Annotated in this window: 12 protein-coding genes; 1 reads left to right on the top strand and 11 read right to left on the bottom strand. The window is 73.1% G+C overall.

Annotated elements, in window-relative coordinates; translation table 11 throughout:
* Nucleotides 1-6 precede the first annotated feature (6 nt).
* Genes queA through AMPC_RS00870 form a run of 4 tightly spaced genes read right to left on the bottom strand, consistent with a single transcriptional unit; the run spans nt 7 to nt 3,963 of the window.
* Nucleotides 7-1,038: a tRNA preQ1(34) S-adenosylmethionine ribosyltransferase-isomerase QueA gene (gene queA / locus AMPC_RS00885; RefSeq protein ID WP_248343653.1), complete on the bottom strand. Its 1,032-nt coding sequence runs from the start codon at nt 1,036-1,038 to the stop codon at nt 7-9.
* Nucleotides 1,039-1,048: 10 nt separating this feature from the next.
* Nucleotides 1,049-2,137: a SpoIID/LytB domain-containing protein gene (locus tag AMPC_RS00880; RefSeq protein ID WP_248343651.1), complete on the bottom strand. Its 1,089-nt coding sequence runs from the start codon at nt 2,135-2,137 to the stop codon at nt 1,049-1,051.
* A gap of 6 nt (nt 2,138-2,143) precedes the next feature.
* A complete protein-coding gene (locus tag AMPC_RS00875) occupies nt 2,144-2,791 on the bottom strand; it encodes a DedA family protein (protein WP_248343650.1) in 648 nt (215 codons plus the stop codon).
* Nucleotides 2,788-3,963 carry a KamA family radical SAM protein gene (locus AMPC_RS00870; RefSeq protein ID WP_248343649.1) on the bottom strand — a complete coding sequence of 392 codons (1,176 nt, stop codon included), beginning with the start codon at nt 3,961-3,963 and terminating at the stop codon, nt 2,788-2,790. Before AMPC_RS00870 ends, AMPC_RS00875 begins: the two co-directional genes overlap by 4 nt.
* 179 nt (nt 3,964-4,142) lie before the next feature.
* Between AMPC_RS00870 and AMPC_RS00865 the strand changes: the two genes are divergently transcribed.
* A complete protein-coding gene (locus AMPC_RS00865; RefSeq protein ID WP_248343645.1) occupies nt 4,143-5,381 on the top strand; it encodes a KamA family radical SAM protein in 1,239 nt (412 codons plus the stop codon).
* A gap of 164 nt (nt 5,382-5,545) precedes the next feature.
* Here AMPC_RS00865 and AMPC_RS00860 read toward each other — a convergent pair whose 3' ends face one another.
* The 7 genes from AMPC_RS00860 to AMPC_RS00830 form a co-directional block, all read right to left on the bottom strand.
* Nucleotides 5,546-5,935: a RidA family protein gene (locus AMPC_RS00860; RefSeq protein WP_248343642.1), complete on the bottom strand. Its 390-nt coding sequence runs from the start codon at nt 5,933-5,935 to the stop codon at nt 5,546-5,548.
* Nucleotides 5,936-6,010: 75 nt separating this feature from the next.
* Entirely contained in the window at nt 6,011-8,176 is a 2,166-nt protein-coding gene (locus AMPC_RS00855; protein WP_248343640.1) for a RelA/SpoT family protein, read from the bottom strand.
* Between the two features lie 110 nt (nt 8,177-8,286).
* Nucleotides 8,287-8,874, bottom strand: a complete 588-nt coding sequence (locus AMPC_RS00850; RefSeq protein WP_248343639.1) for a LutC/YkgG family protein — start codon at nt 8,872-8,874, stop codon at nt 8,287-8,289.
* Entirely contained in the window at nt 8,867-10,237 is a 1,371-nt protein-coding gene (locus AMPC_RS00845) for a lactate utilization protein B (RefSeq protein WP_248343635.1), read from the bottom strand. The genes AMPC_RS00850 and AMPC_RS00845 overlap by 8 nt, the downstream gene beginning before the upstream one ends.
* Before the next feature lie 4 nt (nt 10,238-10,241).
* Entirely contained in the window at nt 10,242-10,988 is a 747-nt protein-coding gene (locus tag AMPC_RS00840; RefSeq protein ID WP_248343634.1) for a (Fe-S)-binding protein, read from the bottom strand.
* Nucleotides 10,989-11,000: 12 nt separating this feature from the next.
* The gene (locus AMPC_RS00835; RefSeq protein WP_248343633.1) at nt 11,001-13,862 is read right to left on the bottom strand and encodes an FAD-binding and (Fe-S)-binding domain-containing protein; all 2,862 of its coding nucleotides are present in this window, start codon (nt 13,860-13,862) and stop codon (nt 11,001-11,003) included.
* 63 nt (nt 13,863-13,925) lie between these two features.
* Nucleotides 13,926-14,288: a TraR/DksA family transcriptional regulator gene (locus AMPC_RS00830; protein WP_248343631.1), complete on the bottom strand. Its 363-nt coding sequence runs from the start codon at nt 14,286-14,288 to the stop codon at nt 13,926-13,928.
* Nucleotides 14,289-14,345: the final 57 nt, after the last annotated feature.

The raw sequence follows: 14,345 nt of genomic DNA, 5'->3' as shown, positions 1-14,345 counted from the left end.
CACCTTCTACACCAGCAGCATGGCGTCGCCGTAGCTGAAGAACCGGTAGCGGGACTCCACCGCCGCCCGGTAGGCGCCGAGGACGCGCTCGCTCCCCGCGAAGGCGCAGACCAGCATGAGCAGCGTCGAGCGCGGCAGGTGGAGGTTGGTGACGAGCGCGTCCACCGCCCGGAAGCGGTGGCCGGGGGTGATGAAGATGGAGGTCCGCCCCGGCCCGGCCCGCAGGCCGTCCTCCGAGGCGGCGCTCTCGAGCGTCCGCACGCTGGTGGTGCCGACCGCCACCACCCGGCCGCCGCGGGCCCGGGCGGCGGCGAAGGCGCGCGCGGCCGCCTCGGGCACCTCGTACCGCTCCTCGTGCATCCGGTGCTCCTCGACGGTGTCGCTCCGGATGGGCAGGAAGGTGCCGGGGCCGACGTGCAGGGTGACGCAGGTCCGCTCCACGCCGCGCGCCGCGAGCCGCGCCAGGAGCTCGGGCGTGAAGTGGAGGCCGGCGGTGGGGGCGGCGGCGCTCCCCGGCACCCGCGCCACCACCGTCTGGTAGCGCTCGGCGTCGGCGGGGCCGGGCGCGCGCCGGATGTACGGCGGGAGCGGCAGCGAGCCCTCCCGCGCGATCGCCGCCTCGAGCGCGGCCCCCTCGCGGTCGAAGCGGACCCGGTAGAACCCGCCGCCGAGCACCTCCTCGAGCACCGCCGAGAAGGCCTGGAAGGCGATCCGCGCGCCGGGCCGGAGCGGCTTCGAGGCCTGCCCCATCGCCTTCCAGCGCGCGCTCCCCGGCGCGTCCGGCTCGAGGAGCAGCACCTCCACCTTGCCGCCGCTCTCCTTCGCCCCGGTGAGCCGGGCCGGGATGACGCGCGTGTCGTTCATCACGAGGAGGTCGCCCGGCGCGAGGAGCGCGTCGAGCTCGCGGAAGGCGCGGTGGGCGAGCGCCGCCGCCGGGTCGCGCGGGACCACCATCAGGCGCGAGGCGTCGCGCGGGGAGACCGGCTCCTGCGCGATGAGCTCCTCCGGGAGCGCGTAGTCGAAGTCGGAGACCTTCACGGCGTCATCCCTAGTACATCCTCAGGAGCTCGGTGCCGGGGTAGTACCAGGCGAGGATGTCCCGGTAGCCCGCCCCCTCTCGCGCCATGCCGGCGGCGCCCCACTGGCACATCCCTGCGCCGTGGCCGGAGCCCTTGCCGTCGAAGCGGAAGGCGCGCCCGTCCCGCTCCACCTCGAACCAGAGCGACGGGAGCCGCTCGTAGCCGAGCCGCTGCCGGAGCGCTACCGCCGCGAGCGCCACCCGCCGGCTCCCGGCCGAGACCTCCACCCGCGCGGCGCGGCCAGAGGCGGTCCGGGCCGTGATCCGCGCCTCGGTGGCCGGGCGCCCCAGGCCGGCGGCCCGCCCCAGCTCGGCGGCGTCGAACCGCGCGGTCCAGCGGGCCTTGGGCGCCTCCTTGCAGCGCCCGCACTCGACGGAGCGGAGGTAGGGCAGGTCGCGCCCGAGGGCGTCCTGGCCACGCTCGGTCCGCCCTCCGCAGGTCGAGTGGAAGTAGGCCTCGACCGGCAGGTGGTCCTTCGCGAGCACCTCGCCCGCGGTGGCCTGGGCCGCCCGCAGGGCGCGCGGATCGAGCGGGCCGCCCTTGTAGACCTGGTCGAGCACCGAGGCGCCGAGGTGCCAGAGGCGGCCCGCCTGCTCCGCCTCGATCTTCTTGCCGACGGCGTAGGTGCGCGCCGCCACCGCCTGCGCCTCGAGCGCCGCCGGCGGGAACGAGAGCGGCATCTCGCCGGCGAGCACCGCCGCCACGTAGCGCTCCATGGGCAGGTCGTGGATCACCTCCAGGCCGGCGGCGCCGCGGCGCACCTCCACCTCGGCCTCGACCGACGCCTCCCCGACCCGCAGCGGCCCCGCGGCCCGGAAGCGCACGCCCGGGGCGGCGAGCGGCGCCCGGTCGAGCCGGAGCTCCCCCTTCTCGAGCGCCACCCGCGCGCGGCCGTCCTTGACCGGCTGCGGCGCCGCCCCCTCGCGCAGCGGCTCGGCGGTGAGCCCCTCGCCCGAGATCTCGACCCGGGACAGGCCGGTCGCGACCGCGATGCGGACCATCTCCTCGGCGCGGGCGGGCAGCGCGAGGAGGACGAGCAGCGCGAGGAGGGGCCTCACCTTCCGCTACGCCCCGTTCCCTTCGGGGGTGGCCTTGGCGCCGCGCAGCTTGTGCCAGACGAAGAGCGCGACCGCGATGACGCCGGCCCCGACGATGGCGGCGTCGAAGCGGTGGAACATCGACTTGAGCCAGGGGCTCTTGTCCCACTGCTCGCCGAGCTTGTAGCCCACCCAGGCGAGCCCGTAGCACCAGGGGAACGAGCCGACGAAGGTGAAGGCGATGAACTTCGGCATGTTCATCCGCGACACGCCGGCCGGGAAGGCGATGAAGGTGCGGACCACCGGCAGGAGCCGCCCCACCAGCACCACCCACTGCCCCCAGCGCGCGAAGAGCCGGTCGGCGAGGTCGAGCTCGTGGTGGGAGAGGAGCACGTACTTGCCGTACTTCTCGATCACCGGCCGGCCGCCGTACTGACCGAGGTAGTAGGCCGGGACGGAGCCGAGCACGCAGCCGACCGCGCCCCAGAAGGCGGCGCCGAGGAGCGTCATCTTCCCGGTGAAGACCAGGTAGCCGGCGAACGGCATGATGATCTCGGACGGGAGCGGGATGCAGGCGCTCTCGATGGCCATGAGCAGGGCCACGCCCCAGTAGCCCATGCCGCCGATGACGCCGGTGGTGAACACGGCCAGCGCTTCGATGATCTTCTGGATCACGCGTCGTCTCCGTAGAACACGGCGTCGTACGGGCAGCCGCAGTCCGCCTCGGGGGGATCGGGGTAGAAGGCGCGCCGGCCCTCGTAGCTGCGGAACCAGTGGCCCCCGGCGTCCGCTCCGCCCGCGTCCGCACGCCCGAGCAGCCAGGAGGGCTGCACGGTGACCTTGCCGAGCCCGCCCGGCAGGTCCACCGCCAGGTGCGGGATCGCGAGCCCGCTCGTCCGGCCGCGGAGCTCCTCGAGGATGCCGAGGCCGCAGGAGAGCGGGGTGCGGAGGTGCCCCGTGCCCTCGGCGAGGTCGCCCTGGTGCAGGTAGTAGGGGCGGACCCGGAAGGTGAGGAGCTTCTCGTTGAGGGTCCGCACGTTCCGCGCCGTCGAGTTCACCCCGCGCAGGAGCACCGACTGGTTCTCGACCGGCACCCCCGCGTCCACGAGCAGCCCGCAGGCCTCCGCCGCGTCGGGGGTGCACTCCTTGGCGTGGTTGAAGTGGGTGACCACGAAGAGCGGGGCGAAGCGGCGCAGGAGCCGCGCGAGCTCGGGGGTCACGCGCATCGGGTTCGTGACCGGGGCCCGGGTGGCGAGCCGGAGGATCTGGACGTGCGGGACCTCGCGGAGCAGGCCGAGCAGCCACTCGAGCCGCTCGTCGGCGAGGACGAGGGGATCGCCGCCCGAGACGAGCACGTCGCGCACCTCGGGGTGGGCGCGCACGTAGGCCACCCCCTCCTCCATGGCGCTCCGGTCGAACCCGCCCTCCTCGCCGCCGGTGATGCGGCGCCGGGTGCAGTGGCGGCAGTAGACCGAGCAGGTGTCGCCGGCGAGGAAGAGGACGCGGTCGCGGTACTTGTGGACCACGGACCGCGCCGGGCGGTGCGCGTCCTCCCCGAGCGGATCGCGCAGGTCGCCGGGCGCGCCGGCCGCCTCGGCCGCGACCGGGATGGCCTGGCGGCGGATCGGGCAGGAGGGGTGGTCGGCGTCGATGAGCGAGGCGTAGTAGGGGGTGACGCCGAGCCGGAAGGAGGCCCGGGTGAGCTCGAGCCCGCGCCGCTCCGCCTCGGTGAGCGGGAACAGCCGGGCGAGCGCCTCGGGCGTGCGCAGGGCGTGGCGCTGCTGCCAGCGCCAATCGCGCCACTCGGCCTCGGCCACGCCGGGGAATCGTTCGCGCCAGTCGTTCATCGGGGGTCGCCGCGCGCCCGGGCCGCGAGGCCGGACGGGCGGCGGGAAGCTACTTGCCGGGGTCGGTGAAGTCAACGGAGCCGGCCGCCCGGCCGGCCGGGGTGGAGCGCTCCCTTGACCGCCGGGTGCCCCGTCTATATGTCAACGGAAGGATTGCCTCGCTCGTGGTGGGGACGGTGATGGCCAGCCTTCCGGTCGTGACGGACGCGCCGCTCCCGGCGCGGGAAGCCTCCAACTCGGCGGGCGAGATCTCGCCGGTCCCGCCCGTGCCGGCCGCCAGCCTCCGGCCGCCGCGCTCGGTCACGAGCCGCTTCCCTCCGGGCCCGCGCTCGATCTGGTCCGGCGTCCCCGAGACGCTCTGGAACGACTGGCACTGGCAGCAGCGCGAGCGCGTCACCCGGCTCGATCAGCTCGAGCGGGTGATCCGGGTGACCGACGGCGAGCGGCGCGCCTGCGTCGGCACCGAGCACGAGTTCCACATGGGCATCACGCCGTACTACGCGGCGCTGATGGATCCCGAGGATCCGGCCTGCCCGGTCCGCGCCCAGGCGGTGCCGGCCGAGGGGGAGCTGCACCTCGACCCCTCCGACCTCGCCGACCCGCTCGCCGAGGAGCGCGACATGCCGGTGCGGGGGCTCACGCACCGCTACCCGGACCGCGTGCTCTTCTACACGACGCACAACTGCCCGGTGTACTGCCGCCACTGCACGCGCAAGCGCAAGGTGGCCGACCCGACGAGCGCCGCGGCCAAGGCGCAGCACGAGGCCGCCTTCGCCTACATCGCGGCGCACCCCGAGATCCGGGACGTCGTCATCTCGGGCGGCGACCCGCTCTCCCTCTCGGACGAGCGGCTCGACTACATCCTCGGCCGGCTGCGGGCCATCCCGCACGTCGAGATCTTCCGGCTCGGCACGCGCAACCTCGTCACCCTGCCCCAGCGCGTCACCGACGACCTCTGCTACGTGCTGCGGCACCACCACCCGGTCTACGTGAACACGCACTTCAACCACCCCAAGGAGTGCACCGCCGAGGCCTTCGAGGCGGCGCGCCGGCTCGCCGACGCCGGCTGCGTCCTCGGGAACCAGATGGTGCTGCTCAAGGGCGTGAACGACGCGCCCGCCACCGTGAAGGAGCTCAACCACAAGCTCCTCCTCATGCGGATCCGCCCCTACTACATCTACCAGTGCGACCTCGCGCGCGGCATCAGCCACTTCCGCACGCCGGTGCAGGCCGGGCTCGACATCCTGCGGGCGCTGCGCGGGCACACCTCGGGCCTGGCGGTCCCGTACTTCGTGGTGGACGCGCCGAACGGCGGCGGGAAGATCCCGATGAACCCCGACTACGTGGTCTCCCACGACGGGAAGCGGTGGGTCCTGCGGAACTACGAGGGCAAGGACTTCACCTACGAGGAGCCGTAGGCGCGCGACCGCCGCGAGGTTCGCCTGGCCGCCCCTCCCCGACCCTCCCCGCCCGGCGGGAAGGGAGTCTCCCCCACGGCTCTCCTGAGCGTGCCCTGCCTTCCCCTCTCCCGCGGAGCGGGGGAGGGATAGGGAGGGGTCGGGACGCGGGGGGAAGTGGGGACCTACCCGACGGCGGTAACCTCGATCTCGAGCCGGGCGCCCTTCGGGAGCGCGGCCACCTGGACCGTGGAGCGGGCCGGGAACTCGCCGGGGAAGTGGCGCCCGTAGACCTCGTTCATCCGCGCGAAGTCGGCGAGGTCCACCATGAACACGGTGGTCTTCACCACGTTCGCGAAGCCCATCCCGGCCGCGGCGAGCACCGCCCCGACGTTCGCGAGCACGCGCTCGGCCTGGACGGCGATGTCGCCCTGCACGAGCTCGCCCGTGGCCGGGTCGAGCGGGATCTGGCCGGAGGCGTGGAGCACGCGGCCGGGCTGCTCCACGAGCACCGCCTGGCTGTAGGGGCCGATGGCCTTGGGGGCGGACGCCGAGGCGACGATGGTCTTTTTCATGGTCGCGCGAGGATAGCGCGCGGCGGCGGCCGGCGCAGCGGGAACGCGCCCGCGCGGGCGGCGGAAAGGCCCCGGCTAGACGCGCTCCACCGAGTAGACCCCGTCGATCCGCTCGATGCTGCGCATCACCTGGTTGAGCTGCTTCACGTCGCCGATCCCCACCTCGAACTCGTTCACCGCCCGGTCGCCGGTGGTGCGGCAGTTGGCCTGCGCGATGTTCACGCCGGCGTCGCTGAAGGTCTGCGAGATCTTGGCGAGCAGGCCGGGCTTGTCGCCGGTGATGACCCGGAGCGACACCGGCCGCTTCACGTCGGCGGCGCGGGCGTCCCAGGCCACGTCCACCCGGCGGAGCGGGTCCATGGTGAGGACCTTGTCGCAGCCGACGGTGTGCACCGTCACGCCGCGCCCGCGGGTGATGAAGCCCATGATGGCGTCGCCCGGCACCGGGTTGCAGCACTTGCCGTAGCGGACGAGCACGTCGTCGATGCCGCTGATGCGCACCCCGCCGGTGGGCGGCCGGCGCGCCACCTTGCGGAAGAGCTCGGTGAGCCGGTTCGCCGGCGTCTCCTCCGGCGGCGGTGCGGCCAGCTTCTCGGGTGGGAGGAGCTGGGCCAGGATCTGCTGCGAGCTCACCTTGCCGTAGCCGAGCGCCACGAGGAGGTCGTCGCCGGTGCGGTAGCCGAGCGCCTTCGCGGCCGCGTCGAGCTCGCCGCCCTTGGCGAGCTTGTTGAGCGTGAGGCCGAAGCGGCGCAGCTCGCGCTCCGCCACCTCCTTGCCGATCTCCTGGGAGCGCTGGTGCTCCGCCTGGCGGATGAAGCCGCGGATGCGGGTCTGGGCGCGGCTGGTCTTGACGAAGGTGAGCCAGTCCTTCGACGGGTGGGAGTTGGGCGAGGTGAGGATCTCGACCGTGTCGCCGTTCTTGAGCTTGTAGCGGAGCGGGACGATCTTCCCGTTCACCTTGGCGCCGACGCAGTGCTCGCCGACCTGCGAGTGGATCCCGAAGGCGAAGTCCACCGGGGTGGCGCCGCGCGGGAGGCTCTTCACGTCGCCCTTGGGAGTGAAGACGAACACCTCGTCGGCGAAGAGGTCCACCTTCACCGTCTCGAGGAACTCGGTCGGATCGGTGAGGTCGCGCTGCCACTCGAGGAGCTGCCTCAGCCACCCGAACTTCTGGGCGTCCTTGCCGCTCATCCCCTCCGCGCCCTTGCCCTCCTTGTAGGCCCAGTGGGCCGCGACGCCCTCCTCGGCGATGCGGTGCATCTCGCGGGTGCGGATCTGGATCTCGATGCGCTCCCCCTGCGGCCCGATCACCGTGGTGTGGAGCGACTGGTACATGTTCGGCTTGGGGATGGCGATGTAGTCCTTGAACCGCCCCGGCACCGGCTTCCAGAGGGCGTGGATCATCCCCAGCGTCTCGTAGCACTGGGCCACCGAGTCCACGATCACGCGGAAGGCGATGACGTCGTGGATCTGCGCGAAGTCCACGTCCTGCTGCCGCATCTTCCGGTAGATGGAGTGGATGTGCTTGATGCGGCCGTAGACCTCGGCCGGGATCCCCGCCTCGTCCACCTTCTGCCGGACGATCCCCACCACCTCGGCGATGAACTTGTCGCGCTCCCGGGCGCGGGCGGCGAGCTTCTGGGCCAGGTCCTGGTACTCGGTCGGCTTCAGGTACTTGAAGGAGAGGTCCTCGAGCTCGCTCTTCACCTGCTGCATGCCGAGCCGGTTCGCGAGCGGGGCGTAGATGTCGAGCGTCTCCTGCGCGATCCGCTCCTGCTTCTCCGGCTTCATGTGGTCGAGCGTCCGCATGTTGTGCGTGCGGTCGGCGAGCTTGACGAGGAGGACGCGGATGTCCTTCGCCATCGCCACCACCATCTTGCGGAAGTTCTCGGCCTGCTTCTCCTCCTGGGTGTTGCCGGCGGTGAACTGGGAGAGCTTCGTGACCCCGTCCACCAGCTCGGCGATCTCCCCGCCGAAGATGTCCGAGATCTCCTCCTTGGTCGCGAGGGTGTCCTCGATGGTGTCGTGGAGGAGCCCGGTGACGATGGAGGCCTCGTCGAGCCGGAGCTCGGCGAGGATGCCGGCCACCTCGAGCGGGTGGACGAGGTAGGGCTCGCCCGATTTCCGCAGCTGCCCCTGATGGACCTTCGCCGAGTAGACGTAGGCCTTCTTGATGAGGTCGAGGTCGGGGTCCGGGTGATACGCGCTCACCCGGTCGAGGATGTCGTTGAGGCGCAGCAAGAGTGGACGAGCCTATCCGCCGGGGGTTTGCCCGGGCAAGGGGCTTCCAGTGTGGTAACGCACCGCGACAGGGTGCGCCAGCGCCCGCCCGCCGCGATATCGCCGCGCGGCTACCCGACCATGCCGACGGCGCAGGACCGGGCGCCGTGCGCGCCGATGACGAGGGCCTGCTCGATGTCGGCGGTCTTGGAAGGGCCCGACACGAACACGCCGAAGCCCCTCCCGGAGAAGGAGATCCGCGCGTAGGCGTCCTGCATGGTGTGCACGAGGGCGCCGGCCGGGACCACGATCGCGAGGTGCTGGGGGACGACGAAGAGGCCGCGCAGCGGCAGCCTGTCGCCGGCCACCCAGACCGCGCCGTTCTCGGCCACCCCGAGCTCGCCGGGCAGGACGGCGTAGTCGAGCCCCTCGAGCGCGTGGGGGTCGGCCGCCTGCGAGAGGTCGAGGTCGGAGCGACCCACCCCCGGCACGAGCGAGACCATCCGCCGCGCGCTCGCGAAGGGCTCCAGGCCGGCGAGCTGGGCGGAGAGCCCGGCCGCGTCGGGGGCCCGGAAGAAGCGGCCGCCCACCGCGACGAGCGCCTCGGCGAACTGCCGCTCCGGGTCGGCGTAGCGGATGGGCGCCGGGTGCGGCGGGGCGGGCACGGCCGGCGCGCCGGCGCGCCGCAGGGCCTCGAGGATGGCGCGCCTGCTATCCATCGTCCCTCCCGTAGAGCTCGCGGAAGCTCTTCTTCGGGGCGGGCGGCAGCTCGCGCTGGCGGCCCCAGGCGTTCCAGCGGCCGTAGAGGAGCGCCCGCGGCAGGTGGCGCAGGAGGAACCGCCCCACCCGCCCGCCGAGCCGGTAGAGCGCCGGGTGGCGGAAGACGAAGCTCGCGAGCTTCATGGCGAGCCGCTTGCCGGCCGGGAGCCGCCCCTGCGCCACCAGCTCGCCGCGCCAGGCGAGGAGCTGGTGATGGAGGTCGATCCGCACCGGGCAGACGTCGGAGCAGGAGCCGCACAGGCTCGAGGCGAACGGGAGCGTGGCGTGGCGGGCCGGGTCCCGCGCCGGCGAGAGGATCGAGCCGATGGGGCCCGGGATGACCGCCCCGTAGCTGTAGCCGCCGCTGCGCCGGAACACCGGGCAGGTGTTCATGCAGGCGCCGCAGCGGATGCAGGAGAGCGCGCGGCGATGGGGCGGCGCGGCGAGGAGCGCGCTGCGCCCGTTGTCCACGACGACCACGTGCAGCTCGCCGCCCGCCATCGGCCCGTGGAAGTGGCTCGTGTAGGTGGTCACCGGCTGGCCGGTGGCCGAGCGCGCCAGGAGCCGCGTGAAGACGCCGAGGTCGGCGAGCCTCGGGACGAGCTTCTCCACGCCCATGCAGGCGATGTGGATGGGCGGGAGCGAGGTGCCCATGTCGGCGTTCCCCTCGTTGGTGCAGACCACCACCCCGCCCGTCTCCGCCACCGCGAAGTTCACGCCGGTGAGCCCGGCCTGCGCCGCGAGGAACTTCTCGCGCAGGTGGCCGCGGGCGGCCTCGGTGAGGTAGGCCGGGTCGCTCGCCCCGGCCGCGGTGCCGAGCTGCTCGTGGAAGAGGACGCCGATCTCCTCCTTCTTCTTGTGGATGGCCGGCAGCACGATGTGCGAGGGCCGCTCGTGGGCGAGCTGCACGATCCGCTCGCCCAGGTCGGTGTCCACCACCTCGATCCCGCGCGCCTCGAGGTACGGGTTGAGCTCGCACTCCTCGGTGAGCATCGACTTGCTCTTCACGAGCCGGGTGACCCCGCGCGCGGCGAGGATGCCGTGCACGATCCGGTTGTGCTCCTCGGCGTCGCGCGCCCAGTGGACCACCGCGCCGGCGGCGGTGGCGTTCCGCTCGAACTCCTCGAGGTAGTCGGCGAGCCGGGAGGCGGTGTGGGCCTTGATCTTCTCGGCGCAGGCGCGCAGCGCCTCCCACTCCGGCAGCGCGCGGGCCTGGCGATCGCGCTTCAGCCGCACGAACCAGAGGGCCTGGTCGTGCCAGTGGGCGCGGGCGTCGTCGGCGGCGAAGCGGGCGGCGGCCTCGGGGTGTCCGGCCTGTGCCATGGCGCTAGCCCTCCGCCCCGGCGAGGAGCTCCGCCACGTGCATCACCTTGACCGGCCGCCGGTCGCGCCGGATGAGCCCCTCGAGGTGCATGAGGCAGCTCGCGTCGGTGCCGGTGATCACCTCGGCCCCGGCCCGCTCGTGATCGGCGATCCGGTCGCGCCCCATCATGCAGGAGACGGCCTCCTCGTTCACGGCGAAGGTGCCGCCGAAGCCGCAGCACTCGTCCTGCCGCGTGAGGTCCACGAGGGTGATCCCGTCGAGCGAGGCGAGGAGCTGGCGGACCTTGTCGAACGGCGCCACCACCCGCTCGCTGCCCTGGGCCAGCCGGAGCTCCCGCAGCCCGTGGCAGCTCTGGTGCAGCCCCACCCGGTGCGGGAAGCGGCCGCCGGCCCGCTCCACCCCGAGCACGTCCACGAGGTACTCGCAGAGCTCGAAGGTGTTGCGGCGCAGGTGGTCGAAGCCGGGCTTCCCCTCGAGGAACCGGGCGTAGTGGTTGCGCACCATCGAGACGCAGCTCCCCGACGGCGCCACCACGTGCTCGTACCGGCCGAAGATGCGCAGGAAGCGCTCCGCCAGGGGCCGCGTCTCCTCGTCGCAGCCCGAGTTGGCCATCGGCTGGCCGCAGCAGGTCTGGTCGCGGGGGTAGTGGAGCTTCACGCCGTGGCGCTGGAGCAGCCGCACCGCCGCGAGCCCCACCTGCGGGTAGCTCTGGTCCACGTAGCACGGGATGAAGAGGCCCACCTCGGGCATGGCGCGCTCCCGTCAGCGCGCGGCCCGGGGGCGCGCGCAGCGATCGACCAGGTACACGATGGACTGGTAGGGGATGCCGGCGTGCAGCGTGAGGCCGATCTCGCAGGTGCGGCTGTTGGAGTAGCCGGCGCGGACGTCGGGCGGCAGCCCGGGGCGGAGCTGGGCCAGCGCGGAGGCGTTGAGCTCGGGGTGGCTGAGCCCGCGGTCGCCGGCGAAGGCGCAGCAGCCGACGCCCGGCGGCACCACCACCTCGGCGGCGCAGGCCCGCGCCACCGCCACCAGCTTCTCGGCGAGCCCCATCTTCTGGGCGCTGCAGGTGACGTGGACCGCCACCTTCTCCCGGCTGCGCGTGAGCTCGAGCCGCGGCAGGAGGTGGTCGTGGATGAGCTCCACCGGCTCGAGCAGCGTGAGCCCGGCGAGCCCCTTCCTCATCCGGTGGAGGCAGGGGCTCGTGTCGCAGAGCACCGGCAGCTCCCCTCCCCGGCTCGCCTCCTCGAGGGCGCGTCCGAGCTCGGAGAGCTTCTCGGCGCCGAGCGCGGGGTAGCCCTTGCTGTCGAAGGCCATGCCGCAGCAGAGCGCGTCGAGCCCCTTCGGGTAGACCGCCTCGTAGCCGGCCTTCTCGAGGAGCGAGCGCGTCGCCTCGTGCAGCGAGCGCTGGTCCGGGTCGGCCCGGGCCGGCCCCATGGTGCGGACCACGCAGGAGGGGAAGTAGACCACCTGCCGGTCCGCGGCGCGGGGCGCGGCGCGCCGGACGCGGCTCGACCGGCCGGGCAGGGCCGGGTTCCACTGCGGCAGGCGGCCGCCGGAGGCGGAGCGGAGCGCCCGGGTCACGCCGCCCATGAGCCGGTCGCCGAGCACCACCTGGCCCGCGGCGGCGAGGGAGAGCGTGGCGCGCCCGGCGGCGGTGGCGCCGGCGAGGTGGTGGGCCAGCACCGCGGCCGCGCCGCCCCCCGCCGCGTGGCGGGCCGCCCGGAGCGACTTGATCATCTCGCCGGTGTCGATCGAGACCGGGCAGGCGGTGGCGCAGAGGCCGTCGGTGGCGCAGGTCTCGTCGGCGTCGTAGCGGTAGTCCTCGAGGAGCCGGAGGCGGCGGGCCTCGTCGTCGCCGGTGGCCTCGAGCCGGGAGATCTCGCGGAGCACCGCGATGCGCTGGCGGGGCGTGGTGGTGAGCTCCCGCGACGGGCACTTCACCTCGCAGAAGCCGCACTCGATGCAGCGGTCCACGACGTCGTGCGCCTTCGGCAGCGGCTTCAGGCTGCGCAGGTGCGCCTGCGGGTCGGCGTTGAGGATGACGCCCGGGTTGAGGAGGCCGCGGGGGTCGAAGAGCGCCTTCACCGCCTTCATGATCCCGTAGGCGCGGGCGCCCCACTCCAGCTCCACGAAGGGGGCGATGTTGCGGCCGGTGCCGTGCTCGCCCTTGAGCGAGCCGCCGAAGTCGAGGGCCACCATCCGGCAGACCTCGTCCATGAAGGCGCGGTAGCGCTCCACCTCGGCCGCGGTGGCGAAGTCCTGGGTGAAGACGAAGTGGAGGTTCCCGTCGAGGGCGTGGCCGAAGATGATCCCCTCGTCGTAGCCGTGGCGCCGCATCAGCGCCTGCAGCGAGAGCGTGCCCTCGGCGAGCCGCTCGATGGGGAAGACCACGTCCTCGATGACCACGGTGGTCCCGACCCGGCGGGCCGCGCCCACGGCCGGGAAGAGGCCCCGGCGCACGTCCCAGAGCCGCTCGAACTCGGCCTTCACCGAGGTGAACGCCACCTCGCCCACCCGGGCCACGCCGGCGAGCAGGGTGGTGGCGCGGCGCGCCTTCTCGGCCAGCTCCGCCGCGTCGGCGCCCCGCACCTCGACGAGGAGCGCGGCCGCGCCCGGCCCGAGCCCGGCCAGGCCGGGCGGCATCCCGGCCTTCGCCTCCACCGACCGGATCGAGGCCCGGTCCATCAGCTCCACCGCCGAGACCTGCCCGTCCTGCTTCAGGAGGGTGGTGGCCTCGCAGGCCGAGCCGATGTCCGGGAAGAGCACCAGCGCCGAGGCCCGGTGCGCCTGCTCCTCCACCGTGCGGTAGGTGATCTCGGCGAGGAACGCGAGCGTGCCCTCCGAGCCGATGAGGAGGTGCAGCAGGACGTCGAACGGGTCGTCGAAGTCCACGAAGCTGTTGAGCCCGTACCCGGTGGTGTTCTTCACCGCGTACTTGCGCCGGATGAGGGCGAGCAGCTGCGGGTCCTTGCGGATCGCGTCGCGGAGCTCGGCGAGCCCGCGCACGATCTCCGGGTGGGCCTCGGCGAAGGCGCGGCGCGAGGCCGGGTCGGCGGTGTCGAGCTCGGTGCCGTCGGCGAGGAGCAGCACCGCCGAGTCCACCGTGCGGTAGCTGTTCTGGGCCGTGCCGCAGCACATCCCGCTCGCGTTGTTGGCGGCGATCCCGCCCACCATGCAGGAGTGGATGGAGGCCGGGTCGGGGCCGAGCTTGCGCCCCAGCGGCGCGAGGAGCTGGTTCGCCTCGCCGCCGATGACCCCCGGCTCGAGCGCCACGCGGGCGCCGCCGTCGAGCACGCGGCGGCCGCGGAAGCCGCCCGCGAGCACCACCAGGATCGAGTCGCTCACCGCCTGCCCGGAGAGGCTGGTGCCGGCGGCGCGGAAGGTGACCGGGAGCCCGCGCGCCGAGGCGAGGGCGAGGATGCGCGCCACCTCGTCGCGGCTGCGCGCCTTCACCACCACCTTCGGCGTGAGCCGGTAGAAGCTGGCGTCGGTCCCGTAGGCCAGGACCCGCAGCGGATCGGTGAAGACGCGCTCCTCCGGCACGAACGCCCGGACGGCGTCGTGGAAGGAGCGGTAATCCGGAGAGAGGTCGAGGTGATCGGCGCGCCGAGGACGGACGCTCATGCGCGCGAGTCTAGCGGGGGGTGGCGACAGGCCACAAGCAGGGCGCTCATCCCCGCCGGGGGGCTACCCGAAGGACTTCTCCTTCTGCTCCTGCTCTTCCTTGCAGCGGATGCAGAGGGTGGTGACCGGGCGGGCCTCCAGCCGCTTCGCCGAGATCTCCTCCTCGCACTTCTCGCAGACGCCGAAGGTGCCGTTCTCGATGCGAGCCAGCGCCTTGTCGATCTTGGCGAGGAGGAACTTCTCCCGGTCGCGGAGCCGGAAGATCATCGACTGCGTGTACTCGCTCGAGGCGAGGTCGATCTCGTCCGGCAGATCGTCGGTGTCGAAGCTCGCCTCCTCCGTCAGGGTCTTCTTGGCCGAGACGAGGAGCTGGCGCTTCGACTCCTCGAGCATGGTCTTGAACCGCTTCAGATCCTTCTTGTTCAAGCGGCTACCCTCGCAATCGAAAAACCGGTGGTCCGAAAAAAAGGAACCGGCACCCTA

Source organism: Anaeromyxobacter paludicola (assembly GCF_023169965.1).
Taxonomy (GTDB): domain Bacteria; phylum Myxococcota; class Myxococcia; order Myxococcales; family Anaeromyxobacteraceae; genus Anaeromyxobacter_B; species Anaeromyxobacter_B paludicola.
This window is presented reverse-complemented; position numbering and strand designations above follow the sequence as displayed.

Coding starts and splice junctions, on each gene's coding strand:
- AMPC_RS00870 (WP_248343649.1), bottom strand. CDS start 3,963: ATGAACGACTGGCGCGAACGATTCCCCGGCGTGGCCGAGGCCGAGTGG.
- AMPC_RS00865 (WP_248343645.1), top strand. CDS start 4,143: ATGGCCAGCCTTCCGGTCGTGACGGACGCGCCGCTCCCGGCGCGGGAA.
- AMPC_RS00860 (WP_248343642.1), bottom strand. CDS start 5,935: ATGAAAAAGACCATCGTCGCCTCGGCGTCCGCCCCCAAGGCCATCGGC.
- AMPC_RS00850 (WP_248343639.1), bottom strand. CDS start 8,874: ATGGATAGCAGGCGCGCCATCCTCGAGGCCCTGCGGCGCGCCGGCGCG.
- AMPC_RS00845 (WP_248343635.1), bottom strand. CDS start 10,237: ATGGCACAGGCCGGACACCCCGAGGCCGCCGCCCGCTTCGCCGCCGAC.
- AMPC_RS00840 (WP_248343634.1), bottom strand. CDS start 10,988: ATGCCCGAGGTGGGCCTCTTCATCCCGTGCTACGTGGACCAGAGCTAC.
- AMPC_RS00835 (WP_248343633.1), bottom strand. CDS start 13,862: ATGAGCGTCCGTCCTCGGCGCGCCGATCACCTCGACCTCTCTCCGGAT.